Source organism: Methylobacterium sp. WL1, from assembly GCF_008000895.1.
Classification (GTDB): domain Bacteria; phylum Pseudomonadota; class Alphaproteobacteria; order Rhizobiales; family Beijerinckiaceae; genus Methylobacterium.
Window position 1 is genome coordinate 1,003,996 of record NZ_CP042823.1, and the last position, 23,286, is coordinate 1,027,281.

Annotated in this window: 21 protein-coding genes and 1 pseudogene; 7 read left to right on the forward strand and 15 right to left on the reverse strand. The window is 70.8% G+C overall.

Going from position 1 to position 23,286, the window contains the following annotated elements:
• The first annotated feature begins 99 nt into the window (after positions 1–99).
• The 3 genes from FVA80_RS05220 to FVA80_RS05230 are packed head-to-tail and all read left to right on the forward strand — an operon-like array spanning position 100 to position 2,691.
• On the forward strand, positions 100–1,074 hold the full coding sequence (locus FVA80_RS05220; RefSeq protein WP_147908332.1) for an ABC transporter substrate-binding protein: 975 nt from the start codon (positions 100–102) through the stop codon (positions 1,072–1,074).
• 4 nt (positions 1,075–1,078) lie between these two features.
• Positions 1,079–1,888, forward strand: a complete 810-nt coding sequence (locus FVA80_RS05225; RefSeq protein WP_147908331.1) for an ABC transporter permease — start codon at positions 1,079–1,081, stop codon at positions 1,886–1,888.
• Between the two features lie 8 nt (positions 1,889–1,896).
• A complete protein-coding gene (locus tag FVA80_RS05230) occupies positions 1,897–2,691 on the forward strand; it encodes an ABC transporter ATP-binding protein (RefSeq protein WP_147908330.1) in 795 nt (264 codons plus the stop codon).
• A 35-nt stretch (positions 2,692–2,726) separates the two neighbouring features.
• Here FVA80_RS05230 and FVA80_RS05235 read toward each other — a convergent pair whose 3' ends face one another.
• The gene (locus tag FVA80_RS05235; RefSeq protein WP_147908329.1) at positions 2,727–3,629 is read right to left on the reverse strand and encodes an NAD(P)-dependent oxidoreductase; all 903 of its coding nucleotides are present in this window, start codon (positions 3,627–3,629) and stop codon (positions 2,727–2,729) included.
• 365 nt (positions 3,630–3,994) lie between these two features.
• Between FVA80_RS05235 and FVA80_RS05240 the strand changes: the two genes are divergently transcribed.
• The 3 genes from FVA80_RS05240 to mscL all read left to right on the forward strand — a co-directional run bounded on the left by FVA80_RS05240 (position 3,995) and on the right by mscL (position 6,048).
• Entirely contained in the window at positions 3,995–4,705 is a 711-nt protein-coding gene (locus FVA80_RS05240; protein WP_147857019.1) for a phosphatidylserine decarboxylase, read from the forward strand.
• Between the two features lie 6 nt (positions 4,706–4,711).
• On the forward strand, positions 4,712–5,551 hold the full coding sequence (locus FVA80_RS05245) for a phosphatidylcholine/phosphatidylserine synthase (protein ID WP_147908328.1): 840 nt from the start codon (positions 4,712–4,714) through the stop codon (positions 5,549–5,551).
• A gap of 68 nt (positions 5,552–5,619) precedes the next feature.
• Entirely contained in the window at positions 5,620–6,048 is a 429-nt protein-coding gene (gene mscL, locus FVA80_RS05250) for a large conductance mechanosensitive channel protein MscL (protein WP_147908327.1), read from the forward strand.
• Positions 6,049–6,082: 34 nt separating this feature from the next.
• Here mscL and FVA80_RS05255 read toward each other — a convergent pair whose 3' ends face one another.
• The 14 genes from FVA80_RS05255 to FVA80_RS05320 all read right to left on the reverse strand — a co-directional run bounded on the left by FVA80_RS05255 (position 6,083) and on the right by FVA80_RS05320 (position 20,283).
• Entirely contained in the window at positions 6,083–6,358 is a 276-nt protein-coding gene (locus FVA80_RS05255) for a hypothetical protein (protein WP_147908326.1), read from the reverse strand.
• Positions 6,359–6,497: 139 nt separating this feature from the next.
• Positions 6,498–6,911 carry a DUF1236 domain-containing protein gene (locus tag FVA80_RS05260; RefSeq protein ID WP_147897179.1) on the reverse strand — a complete coding sequence of 138 codons (414 nt, stop codon included), beginning with the start codon at positions 6,909–6,911 and terminating at the stop codon, positions 6,498–6,500.
• A gap of 140 nt (positions 6,912–7,051) precedes the next feature.
• Positions 7,052–7,804 carry a NepR family anti-sigma factor gene (locus FVA80_RS05265; protein ID WP_147855899.1) on the reverse strand — a complete coding sequence of 251 codons (753 nt, stop codon included), beginning with the start codon at positions 7,802–7,804 and terminating at the stop codon, positions 7,052–7,054.
• A gap of 160 nt (positions 7,805–7,964) precedes the next feature.
• Positions 7,965–8,750, reverse strand: a complete 786-nt coding sequence (locus tag FVA80_RS05270) for a class II glutamine amidotransferase (protein ID WP_147908325.1) — start codon at positions 8,748–8,750, stop codon at positions 7,965–7,967.
• A gap of 141 nt (positions 8,751–8,891) precedes the next feature.
• Positions 8,892–9,203: an oxidase gene (locus FVA80_RS05275; RefSeq protein WP_147908324.1), complete on the reverse strand. Its 312-nt coding sequence runs from the start codon at positions 9,201–9,203 to the stop codon at positions 8,892–8,894.
• 1 nt (position 9,204) lies between these two features.
• Positions 9,205–9,864, reverse strand: coding sequence for a cytochrome c oxidase subunit 3 (locus tag FVA80_RS05280; RefSeq protein WP_147908323.1), 660 nt, complete (start codon positions 9,862–9,864; stop codon positions 9,205–9,207).
• Positions 9,861–11,537, reverse strand: coding sequence for a cbb3-type cytochrome c oxidase subunit I (locus FVA80_RS05285; protein ID WP_147908322.1), 1,677 nt, complete (start codon positions 11,535–11,537; stop codon positions 9,861–9,863). The genes FVA80_RS05280 and FVA80_RS05285 overlap by 4 nt, the downstream gene beginning before the upstream one ends.
• 33 nt (positions 11,538–11,570) lie before the next feature.
• Positions 11,571–12,545 (reverse strand): cytochrome c oxidase subunit II, encoded by a 975-nt coding sequence (gene coxB / locus FVA80_RS05290; RefSeq protein ID WP_147908321.1) that lies wholly within the window; start codon positions 12,543–12,545, stop codon positions 11,571–11,573.
• 5 nt (positions 12,546–12,550) lie between these two features.
• Positions 12,551–13,045: a hypothetical protein gene (locus FVA80_RS05295; RefSeq protein ID WP_147908320.1), complete on the reverse strand. Its 495-nt coding sequence runs from the start codon at positions 13,043–13,045 to the stop codon at positions 12,551–12,553.
• Positions 13,042–13,932, reverse strand: coding sequence for a hypothetical protein (locus FVA80_RS05300; protein WP_246692271.1), 891 nt, complete (start codon positions 13,930–13,932; stop codon positions 13,042–13,044). The genes FVA80_RS05295 and FVA80_RS05300 overlap by 4 nt, the downstream gene beginning before the upstream one ends.
• A 147-nt stretch (positions 13,933–14,079) precedes the next feature.
• A complete protein-coding gene (locus FVA80_RS05305) occupies positions 14,080–14,460 on the reverse strand; it encodes a cytochrome c (RefSeq protein ID WP_246692272.1) in 381 nt (126 codons plus the stop codon).
• Positions 14,400–16,613: a DUF3341 domain-containing protein gene (locus FVA80_RS05310; protein ID WP_246692273.1), complete on the reverse strand. Its 2,214-nt coding sequence runs from the start codon at positions 16,611–16,613 to the stop codon at positions 14,400–14,402. The genes FVA80_RS05305 and FVA80_RS05310 overlap by 61 nt, the downstream gene beginning before the upstream one ends.
• 2 nt (positions 16,614–16,615) lie before the next feature.
• Positions 16,616–19,627, reverse strand: a complete 3,012-nt coding sequence (locus FVA80_RS05315) for a TAT-variant-translocated molybdopterin oxidoreductase (protein ID WP_147908316.1) — start codon at positions 19,625–19,627, stop codon at positions 16,616–16,618.
• The gene (locus FVA80_RS05320) at positions 19,624–20,283 is read right to left on the reverse strand and encodes a cytochrome c3 family protein (protein WP_147908315.1); all 660 of its coding nucleotides are present in this window, start codon (positions 20,281–20,283) and stop codon (positions 19,624–19,626) included. Before FVA80_RS05320 ends, FVA80_RS05315 begins: the two co-directional genes overlap by 4 nt.
• A 391-nt stretch (positions 20,284–20,674) precedes the next feature.
• Between FVA80_RS05320 and FVA80_RS05325 the strand changes: the two are divergent.
• Positions 20,675–23,271, forward strand: a pseudogene (locus FVA80_RS05325) (ABC transporter ATP-binding protein).
• The last annotated feature ends 15 nt before the right edge of the window (positions 23,272–23,286 follow it).

Genomic DNA, 23,286 nt, shown 5'->3' on the forward strand with positions numbered 1-23,286 from the left:
GATTACTTCCCCGGCTGTATTCGTTATACTGCGCTGAACGGCCCATCACGAAGGCCGCGCTGTGAATCGGCTCGTGCCGTCCGGTCGGGGGAGACATCGATGTTGAAGGGCCTGATCGCGGCCGGCGCCATGCTGGTCGCCCTCGGCGGCACTGTCCGGGCGGAGGATGTCGTCCGACTCGGCAACCTGAAATTCGCCCATTACGGCGCCATCTCCTACATGAAGGAGATCGCGCCGAAATACGGCCTGAAGATCGACGAGCGCCAGTTCGCCAAGGGCGCCGACATCTACCCGGCGATGGCCGTGGACCAGATCGACATCGCGGCCTCCGGGGGCGACGGCGCGGTGGCCGCCCGCGGCAACGGCGTGAAGCTGGTGGTGGTCGCGGGCTTCGCCGACGGCGGCGTGCGCATCCTCAAGCGGCCGGACCTGCCGGCCAAGAGCGCGACCGACCTGAAGGGCCTCAAGGTCGCGACGGTGCGCGGCGGCACGCAGGACCTGATGCTCCTGGCCGAGCTCGACAAGCACGGGCTGACCTGGTCCGAGCGCCCGGGCAAGGACGTCCAGCTGACCTACTTCAACAACTACGCCGACCTGAACCAGGCCCTGGGGCAGAAATACGTCGACGTGATCTGCCAGTCGGAGCCGCAATCGACCCAGGCGATCAGCGCCGGCTGGGGCGTCGAGCTGGTCAAGCCCTACGACACGCCGATCGGCAAGCCGGTGCGGCCCCTGGTGATGACCGAGAAGATGTACACCGAGCGGCCGGAGGTGGCCGCCAAGGTGTTGCGCCTGTTCGTGGCCGCCACCAAGGCCTTCATCGACGACCCGGCGCTCGCCGAGAAATACGTCCGCGAGCAGGTGTTCAAGGGTCAGCTCACGAGCCAGGATTTTCGCGATGGCATGGCCAACGCGAGCTACACCTACGCCATGCCGGCGGGGCACATGCAGGTCACCACCGACTACATGGTCAAGTACGGGCTGGGTAAGATGCAGAACCCGCCCAAGAGCGATGCCGAGTGGGTCAAGCTCGATCTGCTCGACAAGGCCAAGGCCGACCTGAAGGTCGAGTGATCCGATGGCCCTGCGCGACCTTCGCGGCGTCCTGGTTCCGGTCGCGCTGCTGATCCTGTGGGAGCTGGCGAGCCGCACCGGGCTCGTCTCGGCCGTGGTGCTGCCGCCGCCGAGCGCGGTGGCGGTGAAATGGTGGTCCGGCCTGCTGCCGGCCCTGCCGTACGATCCGGGCCAGGAGAGCTATCTGTCCTGGCTGTTCTCCGGCGAGATGCCGCACGACGCGGCGTCGAGCCTGTCCCGGGTGGTCTCCGGCTTCCTGATCGGGGCCGGGCTCGCCGTCCCGGTCGGCCTGGTGCTCGGCACCAACGACGGGCTCTACGCCCTGTTCAACCCGCTGCTCCAGGTGCTGCGCCCGATCCCGCCGATCGCCTACATCCCGCTCGCCATCGTGTGGTTCGGGCTCGGCAACCCGCCGGCCCTGTTCCTAATCGCGCTCGGGACCTTCTTCCCGGTCCTGGTGAACACCATCGCGGGGGTGCGCCAGGTCGATTCGATCTACATCCGCGCCGCCCGCAACCTCGGCGCCGGCTCCTGGACGATGTTCCGCCGGGTGATCCTGCCGGCCGCGAGCCCGTTCGTGCTCGCCGGCATGCGCATCGGCATCGGCACCGCCTTCATCGTGGTGATCGTCGCCGAGATGATCGCGGTCTCGGACGGGCTCGGCTACCGGATCCTCGAGGCCCGGGAATACATGTGGTCGGACAAGATCATCGGCGGCATGCTGACGATCGGCATCCTCGGCCTGATCATCGACGGGGCGATGAGCCGCCTCAACGATCACCTGCTGCGCTGGCATCGCGGCCTGGAGCGGTAACCCGGACGATGTCGGCAGAGATCGTGGTCGCGAACGCCGTCAAGGTGTTCGGCAGCGGCGCTTCGGGCGTCGCCGCCCTTCAGGACATCTCGGCGACGGTGCCGGAGGGCCAGTTCCTGTGTTTGCTCGGGCCCTCGGGCTGCGGCAAGTCCACCCTGCTCAACGCGATGGCCGGCTTCAGCCCGCTCACCTCGGGCACGATCACGGTAGGCGGCAAGCCGGTGGTCGATCCCGGCCCGGACCGGGGCATGGTGTTCCAGGAATACGCCCTGTTCCCGTGGATGAGCGTCGAGGACAACGTCCGCTTCGGCCTCGATATCAAGGGCGTGCCGCGCGCCCAGGCCGCCGAGACGGTCGACCGCATCACTGCGACGCTCGGCCTGTCGGATTTCCGCACCCGCTACCCGAAGGACCTGTCGGGCGGGATGCGCCAGCGCGTGGCCATCGCCCGCATCCTCGCCCTCGACCCGCCGGTGATGCTCATGGACGAGCCGTTCGGGGCGCTCGACGCCCTGACGCGCCGCACGCTGCAGGACGAACTGCTCCGGATCTGGGCCGATTCCCGCAAGACGATCGTGTTCGTGACCCACTCGATTGAGGAGGCCATCTACCTGGCCGACCGGATCCTCGTGATGACCTACCGGCCCGGGCGCATCAAGCGCGACGTCACCGTGCCGATCCCCCGGCCCCGTGACCCGGCGAGCGCCGACTTCAATGCCATCAAGCGCGAGCTGGGCCAGCTGGTGATGGAGGAGCAGGCTCGGTTCACCGACGCGGAGCTGCACGCGCCGGCGGTGGATTGAAGCCTTTCACGGAGCGCAGCCGCGAGGGCAGGGGCTCAACCGCCGGAGCGGACCTTCACCCCCAGCAAGGCTTCGAACGGCAGCACCATCGCGCCCTTGTCGCGGTCGCCGTGGCCCTGGCGTAGCGCAGTCTGGTAGGTCGCCGTGGCGGCGGCCGTGACCGGCATGGGATAGCCGCCCTCGGCCGAGATCGCTGCGGCCGCGACGAGGTCCTTGTAGGCCGCGCCCATCGGGTAGCCCTCGTCGAAGCGGCCCTGGAGGATGCGCGGCACGAAATAGTGCGCCGCGTAGCTCCGGCTCGTGCCGGTGGTGACCACCTGGGCGATCTGCTCCGGGTCGAGCCCCATGGCCACCGCCATCGGCAGCACCTCGGCCAGCGCCGCGATGTTGATGTCGTAGAGCACGTTGTTGATCGTCTTGGTGAGCTGGCCGGATCCCGCCGGCCCCATATGCAGGACGCTGGTGCCGATCCGCTCCAGCAGCGGCCGGACCGCTGCCGCGCGCTCCGGGTCGCCGCCGCACATCACCGTGAGCGTCCCGGCCTCGGCGCCCGCCGGCGCCCCCGAGACCGGGGCATCGACGAAACACCGCCCGGTCGCGGCCACGGCGCGCCCGATCGCGAGCGCCTTGGCGTGCGCGATGGTGCTGAGATCCACCACGATCGCCCCCGGCGCCAGCCGCTCGACCAGGCGATCCGCGCCGAACAGGGCCGCCTCGACCACGTCGCCGTTCGGCAGGCACAGGAACAGCACCGCGGCGCCGTCGACCGCCGCACGATCCGCCGTCGCGACGAGGCCCGGCGCGTCGAGCCCGGCCAGGCGCGCCGGGTCGGAATCCACCGCCACGACGGTCTCGGAATCGGACAGGCGCTTGGCCGCGAGGTTGCGGGCGATCGGGTGGCCCATGGCGCCGAGGCCGAGGATGGCGAGCTTCTGCACCGGGCGGCTTCCTCCATTGCGGCCGCGGACCGGACCGGCGGCACTATCCTGGGCGGCCGCGCTCGGCTCACGCCGTCGTCGCGTGCGCAGCCTGCCCATCAGGGGAGAACTGTATCAGAGGTGTCGGCAGAGGGCGCAATCGTGGATGCCGTGCAGCTATGGTCGACGCCAGGGTCTTCGCGGCGTCCCGCATCCCCTGGGTCGGGTTTGCTGGACCATGCCTGGCCGCCGCGGGCGGGTGGGGACGATGACGCATGTCTGATAGAGAGACGGAACGCCCCGACACGTTGACGCCGGCCCGGCGGGCTGCCATCCGCGCGTCCGACATGTCCGCCCGCCCGCGGCGCCGTTGAGTCCGGAACACGATGACAGACCTGATCGAGACGATCCGTCGGACGCTCGTGCCGATCCACAAGGAGGGCTATCCCTTCATCCTGATCGGCATCGTGCTCACGGTGCTGGCCGGCTATTTCTCGCAGTTCTTCGGCTGGATCTTCCTGATCCTCACCCTCTGGGTCTGCTACTTCTTCCGCGATCCGGAGCGGATCACCCCGGTGGAAGACGGGCTCGTGGTCTCGCCCGCGGACGGGCGCGTCAACCTGATCGCCACCGTGCTGCCGCCGCCCGAGCTCGACCTGCCGCAGGTGCCCACCTTGCGGGTCTCGGTGTTCATGAACGTGTTCGACTGCCACGTGAACCGGGTGCCCGTCTCAGGGCGAATCGGCCAGATCCACTATACGCCCGGCCTGTTCCTCAACGCCGAGCTCGACAAGGCCAGCGACGACAACGAGCGCAACGGGATGGTCATCGAGACCAGCCATGCCGGGCAGGCGAAGCGCGTCGGCGTGGTCCAGATCGCCGGCCTGGTGGCGCGGCGGATCGTCGGGTTCGTCTCGGCCGGCGACGTGCTGTCGGTGGGCGAGCGGTTCGGCCTGATCCGGTTCGGCTCCCGGGTGGACGTCTACCTGCCGGCGGGCGCCACCGTGCTGGTCGGACTCGGCCAGAAGGCCGTGGCCGGCGAGACGGTGCTGGCCGACCTTGGCGGTGGCCCCGGACGGCAGTTCAAGCGGATCTAGACGGCCATGGACGACCTGTTCCCGCCCTTCGCGCCGGATCCGAACGAGCCGCGCCCGCGCCGGTTCAAGCCGGTGCCGTTCCGGATGATCGCGCCCAACATGATCACCCTGATGGCGCTCTGCCTCGGGCTGACCGCGATCCGGCTGGCCTTCGAGGGCAAGTTCGAGCCCGCCGTCATCGCCGTGGTGGCGGCCGGCGTGCTCGACGGCATCGACGGGCGGGTGGCGCGGCTGCTCAAGGGCACCTCGCGCTTCGGGGCCGAGCTCGATTCGCTGGCCGACTTCGTGAATTTCGGCTGCGCACCGGCGCTGATCCTCTACGGGTTCGCGCTGTTCCACCTCAAATCCGCCGGCTGGATCGTAGCGCTGATCTTCGCCATCGCCATGGCCCTGCGGCTCGCGCGCTTCAACGCCATGCTGGACGATCCGAACCGGCCGGAATGGAAGAAGGACTTCTTCGTCGGCATGCCGGCCCCTGCGGGCGCGCTGACCGCGATGCTGCCGCTCTACCTGCACTTCCTCGGCTTCAGCGCCGAGGGCTGGATCGCCTCGGCGATCCTGATCTACGTGCTCGCCATCGCGTTGCTGGTCGTGTCCACGGTCCCGACCTTCTCGGGGAAGACCATGGGCAAGCGGGTGCCGCGCAGCCTCGTCCTGCCCATCTTCCTGCTCGGCGTCGCCGCGTTCGGCATCCTGATCAGCTATCCGTTCGAGGCGCTGGTGGCGGTGAGCGGCGGCTACCTGCTGACCATCCCGGTGGTCGCTGCGCAATACCGCCGTCGCGCCAAGGCCGAGGCGGCCACCGCGGTCGACGAGCCGGCAGCGCCGACGATCAGCGGGGGATAGGCGGGCGCCGCGCTGGCTTTCCGAGCGATCTTCCGTAGTCTGCCCCCGGGATCGGCGGGGGACTGTGCATGCTCGAGGAATTCAAGAAGTTCGCCCTGCGCGGGAACGTCGTCGATCTCGCGGTCGGCGTGATCATCGGCGCGGCCTTCGGGGCGATCGTCAATTCCGCCGTGCAGGACCTGTTCATGCCGGCGATCGGGGCGATCACGGGCGGGCTCGATTTCTCGAACTACTACATCCCGCTCTCGTCGAAGGTGCAGGCCGGGCTGCCCTATGTGGACGCCAAGAAGCAAGGCGCCGTCTTGGGTTACGGCCAGTTCCTATCGCTGACCATCAACTTCATGATCGTGGCCTTCGTGCTGTTCCTGGTGATCCGGGCCATGAACAAGCTGCAGAACGCCGAGGCCAAGAAGCCCGAGGCGGTGGCCGAAGTCCCGGCGGACGTGAAGCTCCTGTCGGAGATCCGCGATCTGCTGGCCGAGAAGCCGCGGGTCTGACACGGCATCGCGTTTCAAACCCGGGACTTGGCGTTTAAACCTGAGGCTTGTCGGCGCCGTCCGGCTTCACGCCGAGGGCATCGAGGATCTGATCGAGGGCCTGGCCAACCGCCTCCGTGCCCTCCTCATGGGTCTTCAACCGGGTCTCGAGCCGGCGGATCTGCGGCTCGAACGCGTCCGGCACCGGATCGTCCCCGAGGAAGCGGGGCTTGTCGGTCCCGACCGGCAGGACGCCGCGCAATTGCTGGCCGAGGTGATCGCGCACCGGTTCCGGCAGTGTCGCGCCGGGGTCGCTCGGATCCTGGCTCATGGTCGCCTCATGGTTCACGTGGCGGATCAACGGCTTCGCCGGAGAACCGTTGCGCCTCCGTCGTCCTGCGGATCGAGGACGGGCCCCGGAGCGGGTCGCTCCGGGGCCCGAGGGGCCGGCGCGGGACCGGCCCGTGCGATCAGTCGATGACCTCAACGATCCGGTGGCCGCGATCGACCAGCACCGGACGGTCGTTCACGACGGTGTAGCGGTAGCCCGGCTGCACGCGGTACTCGTTCGGGACATCGTAGTAGGTGACGCCGGAGGACGGCAGGGTCGAGCCGACGGCGACGCGGCCGTCGTAATCGTACGAGCGGACGTTGCGCTCGCGGACGTAGCTGCGGAAGCGCGGCGCCATGTCGACGCCGAGGATTCCGCCCACCGTGCCGGTGGCCGCACCGACGGCACCGCCGACGATCCCGCCGATCGGGCCGGCCGCGTCGTTGCCGGCGGCAGCGCCACGCTCGGCACCCGGGATGGTGCCCTGGGCCTGGGCGGCGAGGGGCAGCGACAGAGCCAGAGCCGAGGCTGCGATAAGGGTCTTGAAGGTCATGCGGGACATCTCCGTTCCGTGGCGTTCCGCCGCAGCGAGGCGACGAAGCTCGGGCCGGTAACGTCCGATCCTCGGATTCGGATGCATCTTTTTTCGGGGCGGGGACGGACCGCCCGGCGCGATCCTTACGCGTTCTTGCCCTACGCGTCCTTGGGCATCGCCGACTGGATGAACCGATCGGAGCCGAGATCCTCCTCGTCGTAGCCCAGCAGCTCCGCCAGGCGGCCGCGGGCGCGGCTGACCCGGCTCTTCACGGTGCCGACCTTGCAGCCCATGATCGTGGCGGCCTCCTCGTAGGAGACGCCCTCGGCACCCACCAGCACCAGCGCCTCGCGCTGGTCCGGCGGCAGCTTGGCCAGGGCCGATTGCAGGTCCTCGACATCGAGCCGGTCGCCCTGGTGCGGGGCCGTGGCCAACCGCGCCGCGTAGGAGCCGTCCTGGTCCTCGACCTCGCGGACCCGCTTGCGATGATCGGAGTAGAAGATGTTGCGCAGGATCGTGAACAACCACGCGTTGAGGTTGGTCCCCGGCTGGAACCGGGCGCGATGCTGCCAGCCCTTGAGCAGGGTGTCCTGGACGAGGTCGTCGGAGCGGGCGGGGTTCGAGGTCAGCGACAGCGCGAAGGCGCGCAAGGACGGGACGGCCGCGAGCAGGCCGTTGCGGAACTCCGGCTCGATCGCCTCGCCGCGGGCGCGCAGAGCCTCTTCCAGCTTCTCGATCAGGTCGGCAAAGCGAGAGGGCAGCACCTCCTCGCCGATCCGCTCGTAGACCGTGCGCAGGTGCTCGCCGAGATGTGTGCGGATGTTCGGGGCGAGATTCGGGCGGCCATCCCGAAGCGCATCCCGAAGCCCGTCCTCGTGGGACAGGGCGGTGTCGGTGTCGTCGCGGGTCATGCGTATCGCGCTCGTCAGCTTATCGTGGCTCGACCTGCGGTCCGGGACGGTCGAGGCGGATCGCTTGCCGGCCGAACTCCCCTGAAGCCCGGCCGATGCGCTCCTGTTACGGTCGTTCTAGCGCATCGGGGGGCGGCATGCACCCTCGCTCAAGTAGGACTTAAGACGCTCCGGCCGGCCTCAACAGGCGGATCGCCCCGTCCCGCAGGGTCAGGACGTCGCCGCGGGCGAGGTCGGTCCAGCGCTCGTCGCGGGTGAGCGCCTGGGTGGCGACGACCGTGACCACGTCGCTTTCCGAGGTCTCCTGCGCGAAATTCACCTGCCAATCCTCGTCGATCAGGGTGGCGGTGCCGAACGGGGCGCGGCGGGTGAGGTAGCACAGGCGCTTGCCGCAATGGGCGTAGAGGGTGCGGCTGTCGGTCAGCAGCATGTTGAACACGCCCATGGCGTGCAGGTCGCCCGCGAGGTCTGCGACGGCGCGGTCCAGGGTGGCGGGACGGGGCAGGGCCTGGAACCGGGTCTGGAGGCGGCCGAGCATCCAGCAGAAGGCGTGCTCGCTGTCCGTCGAGCCGATCGGCATGAACCCGCCGAGCGGCAGACGCTTCACGCCCTTGAGCTGGCCGTTATGCGCGAAGGTCCACCGGCGGCCCCACAATTCCCGGGCGAACGGATGGGTGTTCTCCAGGCTGACCCGGCCGCGATTGGCCTTGCGCACGTGGGCGACGACGATGCGGCTCTTGATCGGCATGTCGCGCAGCAGCCGGGCCAGCTGCGACCGCGAGCTCGGCTCCGGCTCGTGAAAGCTGCGGCAGGTCCGCCCGTCGTAGAAGCTGATGCCCCAGCCGTCGGCATGCGGGCCGGTTTCGCCGCCACGCCTGGCCAACCCGGCGAACGAGAAGCGGATGTCGGTCGGCACGTTGGCGCTCATGCCGAGCAATTCGCACATCAGGATAAAGCCGGAGCCGAGCGGGGACGGGGCGACGTTTAGAGTGCGTGGCGCCGAAGTGGAAGCCGGCTCGGTGCATCGGACCGGATCACGACACTGTGTTGGCGCCGCCTGACGCCCGGACGACGGAATTCATGGGCGTCACCGCGCCAGGTAATCCGTCAGCGTCATGCCGAACATGATGGCGACCCAGAAGAAGCCGATCCCCGAGAACAGCCGGATCAGCGGCGGCTCGTGGATCACCTCCATGGAGACCAGAAGGATCAGCGCCACCATCACGGCGACGACCAGGAGCTCGACGATCCAGACCTGGGCGAAGGGCAGGGTGGCGCCCAGGGTGACGTTGACGGCCAGCAGCGCCAGCAGCGCCAGGAAGGTCAGCACCGGCGTGCGCAGCCGGCGCCGGAGCAGGGCGCGGTCGTCGGCGCTCAAGGCAGCGAGGGGATTGCGCATCCTACCGGTTGACCACGTAGAGGATCGGGAAGGCCAGGACCCAGACCAGATCGATGAAGTGCCAGTACAGGCCGTAGACCTCGATCCAGTTCTGGTGCCGGGACAGGAAGCCGGCCTTCGCGGCCATCCAAGTCATGCCGAGCAGGAGCGCGATGCCGGTGAACAGGTGCACCGCGTGCAGGATCGTGGCGACGTAATACAGGTTCACGAACAGCCGCGCGGGCGGTGTCTCGGCCAGCGCGAAGGGCCGGCTGCCCAGGAACGGCATCATGTGCTCGTCCCAGTCCGCGTAATACTCGTAGCCCTTGAGCACCAGGAACAGGCCGCCCAGCGCCGCGGTGGCCAGCATCGCCCGGACCATGGCGCGCTGCCAGCCGATCCGCGAGAACTCGATCGCCATCGACATGGTCAAGCTGGAGCAAATCAGCACCACGGTGTTGGTGGCGCCGATCCAGAACTTGAGGTGCTTGGCCGCCGCGACGGTCGCCTCCGGGTGCTGGATCCGGACGATCAGCGCCACCAGAAACAGGGCCGAGAACAGCAGCAGTTCGGTGATCAGCCAGGCCCAGATGCCCAGCGTCGCGGCGGCGCGCTGCTGGGCCACCGTCTCGAAATGCCCGGCGCGGGCGACCCCGACGCCGTCTGCCAGCCCTTTGCTCATCCGTGCTGGTCCTGGGCTTCCTGGGCCTGGATCGGGTAATCGTAGGGGATGCGCGGCACCGCCGGCGGAGAGAGGAAGTTGTGCTTCGGCGGCGGCGAGCCGGTCTCCCATTCGAGCCCCTTGGCGTTCCAGGGGTTGGCGGGTGCCTTGCAGCCGAACCACAGGGAATAGACCAGATAGAGCATCGGGAAGATGTAGCCGGCGGCCAGGATCGTGGCGCCGGCCGAGGACAGCACGTTGAGGAGCTGGAACTCGACCGGATAGGTCGCGTAGCGCCGGGGCATCCCGAGATAGCCGAGGATGAACTGCGGGAAGAAGGTCACGTTGAAGCCGATGAAGATCAGCATCGCCGAGACCCGGCCCCAGGGCTCGCTGTACATCCGCCCGGTGAATTTTGGCCACCAGAAGTGCAGCCCCCCCAGGAACGCCAGCACCGTGCCCCCGACCATGATGTAGTGGAAGTGGGCGACCACGAAGTAGGTCGCGTGGATGTGCTGGTTGATGGCGAGCGTCGCGAGGTAGAGCCCGGTGAGGCCGCCGAGCACGAACAGCCCGATATAGCCCATCGCGTAGAGCATCGGCGTATCGAGCCGTAAGCTCCCCTTATGGATCGTCGCGGTCCAGTTGTAGACCTTGACGGCCGACGGCACCGCCACCGCGAACGACAGGGCCGAGAACACCAGCGAGGCCAAGTCGCTCTGGCCGTTGACGAACATGTGGTGGCCCCAGACGAAGAAGGTCACCGAGGCCAGCCCGATCGACGCGTAGGCGACGAACCGGTAGCCGAACAGCTTCTTCTGCGCGAAGGCCGGGACGATCTCCGAGATCACCCCCATGCCGGGCAAGACCATGATGTACACGGCCGGGTGCGAGTAGAACCAGAACAGGTGCTGGAACAGCACCGGGTCGCCGCCATAGGCCGGGTCGAACACGCCGATGTGGAAGCCCCGCTCCATGATCAGCAGGATCAGCGCGGTCGTGATCACCGGCGTGGCGAGCAGAAAGATCAGGCTGGTGGCGTAGTGCGCCCAGACGAAGATCGGCAGCTTGAACCACGTCATGCCGGGTGCCCGCATGGTGTGGATGGTGACCACGAAGTTGAGCCCCGTCAGGATCGACGAGAAGCCCACGATGGTGACGCCGATCAGGGCCGGCAGGACCCAGGTGTTCGAGAAGGCGGTGGAGAGCGGCGCGTAGAAGGTCCAGCCGGTGTCGACCCCGCCGAGAACCAGCGAGACCAGGGTGAAGAACGCCCCGGCCATGAACACGTACCAGCTCGTCAGGTTGAGCTTTGGGAACGCCAGGTCCTTCGCCCCGATCATGAGGGGGATCAGGAAGTTGCCGAAGGTCGCCGGGATCGACGGGATCAGGAAGAACCACACCATCACCACGCCGTGGATGGTGAAAGCCTTGTTGTAGGTGTCGTTGGTCATGATCGCGCCGTTGGGCACGATCAGCGCCAGCCGGACCACGCCGGCCGCGACCGCCCCGATCACGAAGAAGCCGGTGATCGAGGCCAGGTACAGGATCGCGATGCGCTTGTGGTCGGTGGTGAGGAACCACGAGCGCAGGGTCGAATCTGCGTGAAGGTAGTCGGCCTTGCGCCCGAGGGTGGCCTCCGGCGCGTGCGGCTCGCGGCGGGCCGTGCCGCCGACGCTGCCCGATGCGCTCATGGTGTCGCCCTCGTCGCCGTCATGGATTGGCCGTCATGGAGTGGCCTGCGCGGCCTTGCCGGAGGCCGGCGCCGTGTAGGATTTGAGGAAATCGATGATCGTCCCGAGTTCGCCCTCCGGGATCCGACCGGCGAAGCTCGGCATCACCTGCTTGTAGCCCTCGGCGAGGCGGTCGCCGTTCGGGTTCAGGATCTTCTCGCGCAGCCAGGCGTCGTCGGCCGTCACCGTGCGGCCGTCGGCGAGCTTCACCGGGCTGCCGTAGAGGCCGGCCAGGCTCGGGGCCTTCACGGAGGAGCCGGGATCGTGGCAGCCGGCGCAGCCATAGGCCTCGTAGAGGGTGCGGCCGGCCGCGACCTTACCCTGCTGCGCGCCGGAATGGGTCAGCCAGTCCTGGTAGTCGCCGGGATTCATGAAGCTGATCTCGCCGCCCATCACCGAATGGTCGGTGCCGCAATATTCCGAGCAATAGAGGTGGTAGGTGCCGATCTTGTCGGCCTTGAACCACAGATCGGTGTAGCGGTCGGGGAGCGCCGCCACCTGCAGGCGCAGGGCCGGCAGGTAGAGGGCGTGGATCACGTCCTGGCTGATGATGCGCAGGCGGATCGGCTGGCCGATCGGCACGTGCAGGTCGTTGATCTCGGCCTGACCGGTGGGATGCTGGAACTTCCACATCCATTGCCGGCCGATCGCCTCGATCACCATGGCGTCCGGCGGGGCGTTCTTGGAGGCGATGAACACCCGGGCGCCCCAGACGAAGAAGATCAGCGTCAGCAGGAACGGGATCAGCATCCAGCTGATCTCGATGAGGTTGGAGCGGATGCCGGAGGGGCTGCGATCCGCCTCCGAACCCTCGCGGTAGCGCAGGGCGAAATAGGTGATCGCCACGAAGACCGGCACGGTCAGCAGCAGGGTCAGGACCGTGAAGGCCAGGATGAGCAGGTCCGTCTCGGTCGCGGTGCCCGAGACCGCGGCGGGCCAAAGCTCCAGGGCTGCGTGGTTCGGCGTCATCCTGCCTACCGTTCCGGCGCGTCGAGGGAGCGGCCGACGACGAGGTCCATCGCCCGATCGACCGGGATGCGGGCGTGGGTGCGGGCCGGATCGCTGTAGCCGTAGCCGGAGAGCCGCGCCCCGGTCGCGGCCCGCTGGCGGTCGAGGTCGGCGTAGGGATCCGCCTGGAGGTTCGGGGGCGGCGGCGTCAGCGTCGCGGTCTGCTGCGGCGTCAGGGGCGGCAGGGCCCGGCGCTGGCTCGCGCTGAACGCGGCGCTCATCCAGACCATCGTGCCGATCACCGTCAGGACGGAGAGCGCCAGGCCCGCCATCACCAGCGTGGTGTTGCGGACCTTGACGTCCCGGGTCTCATAGCCGGGATCGTCGGGGTCGCGCGGGGCGTTGGCAGGCGTGCCCGGCGCGGCGGCGCGACCCGAGCGACCACCGAGCAGGCCGCTGCCGCGCAGGGTCAAGCCGGCCAGGATCGCCGGGATCAGGCCGGGACCGGGACGCGCGCTCATGCCGACCTCCCGGCGCGCCGGGCGCCTGGCGCCGCGCGCAACAGCGGATGGAGCGCGGCGGCAAGGCAGGCCACCGCCAGGGCCGCGAACCCGTCGACCGGGCGGAGCACGAACCGGTCGCGGAGGGCCGGGGTGACCAGCCAGAACATCTCGAGGGCATGCACCGCGAGCGCCGCGCCGGCCAGGACCCGCGTGGTCGGACGGCCCGGCCGCAGGGTCGCGAGCCCGGCCAGCACCACCACGGCCCCGGCGCCGATCGATCCCGCGCCCGAGGCTGCCGCCCGGCGAAGTACCAGGCCACCTCGGGGCAGGTTGGCGGACCAGACGATCAGGAACTGCACGAAGTGCATGAACGCCCAGAGCCCGAGCAGGACCACCAGGGGAACCAGCCGGCCGCGCCCGGGCGCCGTCCGCCCGCGGCCCACCGGCTCCGGCTCCTCCCAGGCGAGCAGGATCGCGGCCGCGAAGGCCAGCCCGCTCCAGGCGGTCATCACCAACAGGCCGAGCAGGGTCGAGTCGAGCCTCGGGTCGAGGGAGGCGATCACGTCGGAGGTGAACAGCGTGCCGACCACCGCGTGGAGGCCCACCGCCGGCACGGTGCGGCCCTCGCCCGGCTCGTCGAAGGGCCGCGCGAACCGGATCGACAGCCAGGTCCAGGCGGCGAGATACGCGATCACCCGGGCCACGAAGAACGGCGTGATGAACCAGAAAGCCGCCAGCGGTGTGCGGGGCGCCGCCCCGACCCACGGGTAGAGCACCGGCACCGCGGCGAGCAGGGGCAGCCCCAGCAGCGCGGCCACCGGCATCAGCGCCATGAGCCGGCGCAGGCCCGCCAGCATCTCGATCCCGCCGCGCTCGCGCACGCGCTTGCCGAAGCGTTCGGCCACGATCGTCACCGGCAGGGCGCCGACCGGCAGCGCCAGCAGGACGAGCCAGGCCGCCAGGTAGGAGGACGCCGCGCCGCGCCAGCCGCCCGCGAGCCAGCAGGCGGCGAGCAGGCCGAAACCCGAGGAGGCCGATCAGCACGGGCCGGCTCATCGGGTCGCCTCCAGGCGGGCCCGGTCGTCCGGGGGCAGGCCCGCCACCACGGCGTCCTGGCTGAGCTGGAGCGCCCGGACATACGCGACGATCGCCCAGCGGTCGGCCGAGGGGATCATCTGGGCCATGCCGAACATCGCGCGCCGGCCGTTGCCGATGACGCCGTAGATCTCGGCGGCCGGGGCCCGGCGGAGCGGCTCGGCGGTGAGGTCGCCGGCGGGCGGGAAGCCGCGGGCCACGATCATGCCCCCGCCGCGCCCATCCTGGCCGTGGCAGGGCGTGCAGAACACCCCGTAGCGCTCCCGGCCCCGGTCGATCAGGTCCCGGCTGATCGTCTGCGGCTGCGGCGCCTCGCGGGCCGGATCGACCCGCGGCACGGTCCCGGGCACCGGCTGGCGCATGGTGATCTGGCGGGGGAAGAACGGGTTGCGGTCCCAGGTCTTGGCCCGGGCCTGGTCGTCCATGTTGGCCTCGCCGCAGGCCGAGAGACCCGGCAAAGCCGCGACCAGGAGGAAGCTGGCAGCGCGCTCATCGCGGGATCCTGCGGATCTCGAGGGGCGCCCGGCCCGGCCGCCAGGCCCGCGAGCCGGCGCTCGAACCGGCCTGCGTCGAAGCGGTCGTCGCGCGCCTCCGCGGAGAGGAAGAAGCGGTCGTCCGAGGCGCGCAGGAAGCCCGGGATGTTGAAGGCCGGGTGGTTCAGCCGCGGCAAGCGGTTGAGCACCAGCAATGCGAGGTGGATCGCGATGCAGCCGGTCATCATCGCGAAGGAGATGCTCGGCACCACGAAGGACGGCCAGGACAGGCGCGGACGCCCGCCGATCAGGAACACGTAGTCGTAGGCCGTGGCGTAGATGCACATCGCGTAGAAGCCCGCGCCGCCGAGCAGCGCACCGGCGAGCGCGTAGGGCAGGATCGAGCGCCCCTCCAGGCCGAGGGACCGCAGGGTCCGCGGCATCGGCACCGGCCCGTGCCCGTCGAGATGGACCTGGTCCGGGGGGCTGATCCCGGACACGGCCTGGAGCGCGGCGGCGAGGTCGGCCTGGCTGGCGAAGGTGGCGGACACGCCCAGAGCGGCGCCGGCCCCGATCCTCCTCCGGGCGGGGGCGGCGTGCGAGACGGCCTCCGGCGGCGGCCTGGGTGCCCGGGCGCGCGAGAGGCGGCGGCTCTCGATGATCGAGACCGCCGGCAGGTAGCGCAGGAACAGCAGCAGCAGGGTCAGGAACAGGCCGAGCGAGCCCGCGAAGGTGGCCACGCCCCAGGGATCCACCCCGTAGGGCAGCCGCGAGGACGGCAGGAAGTCCTGGGTCAGGGTGACGACCAACACCATGACGTGGTCGGCATAGGCGCCGGCCGCCACCAGGAGCCCGACCGCGGCGAGCGCGAGCGGCGCCGTGCGGGCCCGGGCCGACCACAGCACCTGAGCGGGCAGGACCAACAGGAGGATCGCCATCCAGGAGACCAGCGCGTGGTCGCCGGTCATGCGCCGCGCCAGCACCGCCCGCGCCTCCGGGTCGCCGTTGAGGAACGTGTCGAAATACTCGGCCGCGTAGCAATAGGCGCTGGCGCAGCCGAGGCCGAGCAGCAGGCGGCCGAGCACGTCGAGGTGGCGCACGCTCACCAGGGCGTCGAGGCCGTAGACGACGCGGATCAGCACCACGATCGCCGCCGTCATGCCGACGCCGGAATAGACCGCGTTCACCAGGAAGCTCACCGGCAGCAGCGTGCTGTGCCAGCCCGGCATCAGCGAGCCCGCCAGCATCACCGAGGCGCCGGTCTGGACCGAGACCACCAGCAGCACGCCGAGCAGCGCCACCGTGCGGTAGGCCTGGACCCAGATCTGCCAATGGGCCGCGGACCCGCGCCACCCGGAGGCGACGATGCCGTAGACCTGGGCGCGCAGCAGGGCGAGCCGGCGGGTCGGCGCCTTCGCGTCGGCCTGGCGCATCGCCTCCCCGAAGGCGCGGTCGCGCAGAGTGGCGAGGTCGGGCAGCAGGCCGATGAACCAGAGGCTGACGCAGATCACCAGGAAGGCCACGATGTCGATCGCGTCCCACAGCAGCGGCGAGCGGAACTGCGGCCACAGGTTGTAGGTGTTGGGGTAGGGCAGGTTCCAGAAGAAGAACCACGGCCGACCGAGATGGATGATCGGATAGAGGCCGGCCGCCGCGGTGGCGAGCAGCGCAAGGGTCTCGGCGATGCGGTTCACCGCCCCGCGCCACTCGGCCCCGAGCAGCAGCAGCACCGCCGAGACCAGCAGGCTGCCGGAGGCGACGCCGATCCACCAATCGTAGCTGGCGATGTCCAGCGCCCAGACGACGGCGTTGTTGTTGGCCCAGATCCCAGGCCCCGCGTAGAGCAGGTAGCCGAGGGTCAAGCCGAACACGCCGAGCAGCGCCGCAGCCCCCGCGAAGGCGATCCACCAGCGCCGGTTGCGTGGATGCGTCAGCGGGATCGCGGTGACCGCGCCGCCGATGCCCTGGAGGGTTTCCTCCGGCCGGATCAGCGAACCGCCTGCGAGCGCGCCGGACATGCTCAGCCCTCCCGTCCGGCCGGATCGGCGGCGGGGGCGAGCCCCGCCAGGTAGGTGGTGCGCGGGCGCGTGTTGAGGTGGCCGAGCAGCGCGTATTCCCGCGTGTCCGTGCGGGCGGCCGAGACCTGGCTTCCCGGGTCGGCGACGTTGCCGAAGGTGATCGCCCGGGTCGGGCAGGCCCCCTGGCAGGCGGTCTCGACGGCGCCGTCCGGGATCGGCGCGTGGGCGTCCTTGGCCGAGGTGATCCGGGCCGCCGTGATGCGCTGGATGCAGTAGGTGCACTTCTCCATGACGCCGCGGGCCCGGACCGTGACCTCGGGGTTGCGCTGCTGCTGCTGCACCGGGGTCATGCCGCCGGTGTAGTCCAGGTAGTTGAAGCGGCGGACCTTGTACGGGCAGTAGCTCTGGCAGGTCCGGGTGCCCACGCAGCGGTTGTAGACCTGCAGGTTCAGGCCCTCGCTGTCGTGCAGGGTCGCCTCCACGGGGCAACCGACCTCGCAGGGCGCCTGCTCGCAATGCATGCACGGCACCGGCTGGAAATGCGTCGTCGGCGCGTCCAGCCCGCCCGCGTAGTAGCGGTCGACCCGCAGCCAGCCCATCCAGCGGCCGAGCTCGACCTCGGCGCGCCCGACCACCGGTATGTTGTTCTCCGACTGGCAGGCGGTGACGCAGGCGTTGCAGCCGATGCAGGCGTCGAGGTCGATCGCCATGCCCCATTGCGCCGCGACCCAGCGGTCCTGGCTCTCCGGCGGCGGGTAGAACGAGGCCGGCGCCGGCGCGCCCTTGGGATCGCCCACCGGCGCGGAACCGACGGCCTGGACGCGGACGATGTCATGCCCCTCCATCGTGCCGAGATGCTGGGTGGTCGCCGGCATGCGGCGCCGTCCGGTCTTCGTCAGCCGCGCGCCGGAGAGCCGCCACGGCGTCCCGGCCGGGCGCAGGGTGGCGGCGTCGTAGCCGAGGCCGCTGGACAGGTGGTCGGGCACGCTGCGGCCGTAGCCGAGGCTCAGCGTCACGGTGTCGGCGGCCTGGCCCGGCAGGATCCAGGCGGCGCCCTCGACGGCGCGCCCCTCCGCCTCGACCCGCACGATGTCGCCGGTCGCGACACCCTCCCGCTCGGCCAGATGCGGGCTGAGCGCGACCACGTTCTCCCAAACCACCTTGGTGAGCGGCTTCGGCAGTTCCTGCAACCAGGCGAGGTCGGCATGGGTACCGTCCCAGACCGTGGGATCCGGGCGGAACACCACCTCGATCCCGGCCTCGGCAGAGGATCGGGCGGGGGGCTGGGCAAAGGGCTGTGCAGAGGGTTCGGCAGAAGGTTCGGCGCCGCCGGCCTCCTGCGTGAGCGCGACCTCCTCGGTCGCAGCCGCGCTGTCCGGCCAGAACCCCCGGCGCAGGGCATCGGAGAAGCGCGCCTCGAACGCCGCCGCGTCCTCGCCCTCGGTCCGCCAGCGCGCCTTGAGCAGGGCGAGCGCGTCGGCGCCTTCCTCACCGCCGCGTCCGTCGGTGAGGAAGGCCAGCATGTCCTGGAGGGTGCGGCCGTTGTAGAGCGGCGCCACCGTGGGCTGGATCAGCCCGACCGTGCCGTCGAGGGACCGGACGTCGCCCCAGCTCTCCAGCGGATGGGCGGCGGGCAGGTGCCAGTCGGCATGCGCGCCGGTCTCTTCGTAGTAGAGCCCGGCATGGATCTTGAGCGGCACGCGCTCCATCCGGGCGGCGAAGTCGAGGGCGCCCGGGGCGTCGTAGACCGGGTTGCCGCCGAGCACGATCAGGACCTTGACGGCACCGCGCTCCATCGCCTCCGCCAGGTCCGCCAGCGTCCCGGAGCCCTGTTCGGCCACGGGCATCGTGTGCCGCAGGGTCGCCCCGGTATTGCCGAGCGCGCCGTTGAGGCGGTGGACCAGGGCGTGCAGGTCCGGGCTCGCCGTCAGCCCGGCTGTGACGATGCCGGCGCCGCGCGCCTCGGTGAGGGCCTTGGCGGCGCGGCGCGTCCAGCGGGAGACCGGATCGTCGCCGGCCGGCGCCGCGGCGCCTGAAGTCACCGCCAAAAAATCCCGCGCCAGGGCTTCGAGGCGTCCGGCCGAGACGGGGACGCCGTGATCCGCCTTGGCGCTGGTGAGGGTCGGGGTCGGGGCCGCGGCGTGGAGGTTCAACAGGCGGCCCTCGGCGTAAGCGGCGCGACGGGCCGCGCTCCAGCGCCCCGACAGGCCGACTTGGCCGGGGCCGAGGTCGAGGAAGTCGCCGTCCAGGGACACGATCGTGCGCGCCCGGCCGAAATCGGGCTGCGTCTCCAGCGGCCGGCCATAGGCCAGGCGGGCGCCCTCGTAGATCGCGTCGCGGCCGGTGCCGGCGCCGACATACCAGCGCAGCGCCGGGTAGGCGGCCCGCATCCGGGCGATCTGCGCCGCGACGGTGGGCGACGTCACCGGTCCGGTCAGCAGCGCCACCCCCGCACCCCCGGCCTCGCGCCAGGCCGGAATCTGCGTCTGCAGGGCCGTCCGGAACGCCGCCCAGGAACTCGGCTTGCCGAGGTGCTGAACCGCCTGCGAGCGGAACGGGTCGTAGAGGCCGAGCACCGAGGCCTGGGCCAGCACGTCGGTGCCGCCGCGGCTCCAGGGGTGATCGGGATTGCCCTCGATCTTCAGCGGCCGACCGTTGCGGGTGGTGACCAGGATCCCGTTGCCGAACCCGTCGAACACGGCCGAGGAGGCGTAGGACAGGTTCGTGCCCGGCACGATCCGCTCGGGCTGGTTGACGTAGGGCACCTCGTAATCGCGCCCGCCCTCCGCGCCGCAGGCCGTGAGGCCGCCGAGCGCGAAGGACGCCGCCATCAGCTTGAGGAATCCGCGCCGCTCCGGGGCGGCGGCGAGGCGGGCCGCCGAGGGGAACTCGGCCGCGAGGTAGTCGCGGAATTCCGGGCTGTCGGCGACGGCGTCGAGGCTGCGCCAGAAGCGGGGGCCGTCGCCGCCGGCGAGCTTGGCGCGCAACGCCGCGATGTCGGGAGTGTGCGTCATCGGTGGCAGATCCCGCACTCGGTGAGCCGCGCACCGCCGCGGATATGGTATTCGGCCACCAGCTTCGGACCCAGCGTCGCCTGGTCGGCCGGCGGCTTCCAGGTCATGTTCCAGACCTGATCGGGCGTGCGCACGTACTTCTCCGGCGCCCGGTGGCAATCGAGGCAGAACTGCATCTCGAAGGCGTTCGCCCGATAGGTCATCTGCATCGACGTCACGTCGCCGTGGCAGGTCGAGCAGCCGATGCCCTTCGTCACATGCACCGAGTGGTTGTAGTAAACGTATTGCGGCAGCTTGTTCAGCCGCACCCATTCCAGCGGCTTGTCCTGCGCGTAGCTGTCGCGCACCGGCTTGAGCATCGTCGACCCGGTCCAGATCTGCGAGTGGCAGGTCATGCAGGTATGGGTCGGCGGGATGCCGGCGGTGGCCTCCTTGTCGACGGTGGTGTGGCAATACCGGCATTGGATGCCGAGCTCGCCGGAATGGTGCTTGTGGCTGAACGGCAGGGGCTGGGCCGGCGCGATGCCGACGCCAGTAACGTAGTTCGAGCGCACGATCCCGGCCGCCAACACGGGCAGGCCGACCAGGCAGGCCACACCGGTCATCAGGGCGAGCCGGTAGGTCGCGTCCGCGCCGGGGGTGAAAAGCTGCGCCATCAGGCGGCCCCGCGCAGGGGGCAGGCGCTCCCGCGTAGGAGGCAGATGCGCCCGCGCAACGAGCCGCAAAACCCGCCGGGCAGGCGGGTTCGGTCGCCGGGCTCGATCTGCTCACCCCCTCGCCGCAAGCGTCGCCCCACCGTTGATCCCAGGTTGAAGTGTGCGGTGCACCGGTCCGCCCGCGCAATGCGACCAAAGCGGCCGGCCCTCACCCAGGAACCTAGAGCTTTTCCAGACGGGGGCTAGAACATGGATCACCATGCCGGGCGCCTCTCGTGCCGAGCCCGCGACACTTCCCGCCGGCGGCGCGAAGGCCTATGCGCTGCCTGACCTGTCGGGCGCGGCGGCCCGATCCCGTCGCCGCCCCACCCCGGACCTGCCTCGGACCCCTATGGATTCCGACCCCATTGTCCTGACCTGGCGCGCGGCGCGGCGCCTGCACACCATTGCGGCCGGCCTCGCTGTCGGGGTCGGCGCCCCGCTCTGCGCGCTCGCCCTGCTGTGTCTGCGCGATCTCGTCGCGGTGCTGCCGCGCGACGAGGCGCCGACGCTGCCGTTCCTGCGGCTCGCCCTGTCGCTGCCGGGCCGCGACGTCGTGCTGACGCACGGTGTCCCGATGCGCCCGGCGGAGCTGGAGCTCGCCGCCTTCCTGTGCATCGCCGCCTGCGCGCTGGCCCTGGCCGGAATCGGCTGGATCGTGGCGCGCCTGTGCTTCAAGGCTCAGAACCGGGCCGCGGACGCGGTCCGGGAGAGCGTCCTGCAGGCGATCCTCGACGCGCCGGCCGGAGCCCGCGACGAGGCCCGCAGCCTGGCCCGCTTGGTCGGCGAGGTGCTGGGCCGGGGCGACCGGCTGCTCGCCGCCGGCATCGTCCTGCCGGCGATGACGCTCGCCGCGCTGCTCCTGGCGCTCGGCTTCGCGGCGCTCGCGGCCCCACGCCTGATCCCGGCCGCGGCGGTCGGCCTGGCGGCGATCGGGCTCGCCTACGGGCTGGTCCTGGAACGCGCCCGGGACCGGCAGGACCTGCGCCTGCGTTCCAGCGCCCGGGCCGAGACGAACCTGAACGACCTGGTCCGACGGCTGCCGGCCGTTCGCGTCCACGGAGCCGCCGCCCTCGAACGGACACGCATCGCGGCCCGGGTCGCGGCGACGCGCGCCAAGGTGGCCCGGGCCGAGGCACGGCTGGCCTACGCGCGGGCCCCGGCGCTGGCCCTGGCGGTGATCCTCCCGGCCATCGCCATCGGCACCGCCCTGTGGCGCTCCGCAGAGACCGGCGGCCCCCGGCGCCGCCGGTCGATCCAGCCGCCCTGCTCGCGGCCACCGGGGCGTTCGGCCTCGCCGGCTGGCTCGCCGGCATCTGCGCCCGGCTCTGGACGGTGCGCAAATCCGTCCGGCCGCGCTTCCGCGACCTCGCCCGCATCATAGCCCTGCTCGAGGGGCGGCAGGCCCGGGCGCCCAGGCCGGGGCTCGCACCGCAGCCGCTGCCCCGGTCCGGAATCCTGGCGACCCAGGGCGTCGGCGCCTTCGACGCGGCGACCGGCGAGCGCCTGACCGGAGTGGACGTCGCCGTCACCATGCCGGGCCACGTGGCAATCACCGGCAGCCGGGGCAGCGGCGCCCGGGTGCTGGCGGCCGTGCTGGCCGGCCAGGTCGAGCCGACGGCGGGCGCGGTCACCTACGCGGGCTCCGACCTGCGCGGCTTCGATGCCGCGGAGCGCGCCCGCCGCATCGCCTTCGCGGCCGGGGAGGCGATCCTGATCGAGGGCTCGCTCCGGCAGAACCTGCTCTACGGCACCGAGCCGGCGAACGCCCCCGACGACATCGGGCTGATCGGGATCAGCCGGCTCGCCGGGCTCGACGGCTTCGTCTACGCCCGCGGCCTGACGGGCCGCCTCGACCCGGCGAGCCAGCCCCGGCTCGCGGCGGCGATCGTCACGGCCCGCAGAACCATGCGGGCGGCCCTCGCCGCCAAGGGGGCCGAGCGCCTGGTCGAGCCTTTCGACCCGGCCCGTTACAACCATCAGGCGAGCATCGGCGAGAACATCCTGTTCGGCGAACCGGTCGGCGGGGCCTTCGCGCCCCTGCGGTTCGCCCGCCACCCGTACCTGCGGGCGGTGCTGGAGGCCGAGGAGCTGGTGCGGCCGCTCACCGAGATCGGCCTGTCGGTGGCGCGCAGCACGGTGGAAATCTTCGCGGATCTACCCAACGATCATTCGCTCTTCGACAACTATTCGCTGTTCCAGGCCTCGGAGCGCGGCTACTTCGAAGATCTGGTGGTCCGCCTGCCCAATGCCGCGAGCCTGCGCCGCGGGTCGGCCGGCCAGCGCGACCGCACCCGGCTGATCGGCCTAGCGTTGCGCTACAGCGAATCCCGCCACCGCTTCGGGCTGATCGACGCCGCGTTCGAGCAGCGGCTGGTTCAGGCGCGCCGCTCCTTCGCCCGGATGCTGCCGCCCCACCTCGCCGGCGCCGTCGAGTTCCACGATCCCGGCCGGGTCAATCCGGCCGCCAGCCTGGAGGAGAACCTGCTGTTCGGCCGGATCAGCCTCGGCGAGGCCAACGCGGAGCCCCGGGTGCGGGCACTGGTGCAGCGCGTGCTCGCCGACGAGGGCCTCGAAGCCTCGGTCTACGGGCTCGGCCTGGACAGCAAGGTCGAGATCCAGCCGAGCACCGGCGCGCTGGCCGACGGGGCGATCAACGCCCGGGAGCGCGTCGCGATCGAGCTGGGGCGCTGCCTCGCCCGCGAGCCCGACATCCTGGTGGTCGCGGTGGCGCCCGACGAGCGCAAGGTCGAGGGCGTGCGCGAGCGCCTCGCCCAGCTCCGGCAGGCCCGGGCCGGGCGCGGCTTCATCGTCTGCCTGCCCGAATCGGGGGTACCCGACGGGATCGCGCCGTTCGACGCGGTGATCGCGGTGGAGAACAGCGCCGTGGTCGCCCCCCAGGCCATCGAGGCCGCGGGCGCCGTCGGCGCGGAGCCAGCCCTGGCGTGACCGGCGGTCGTCACG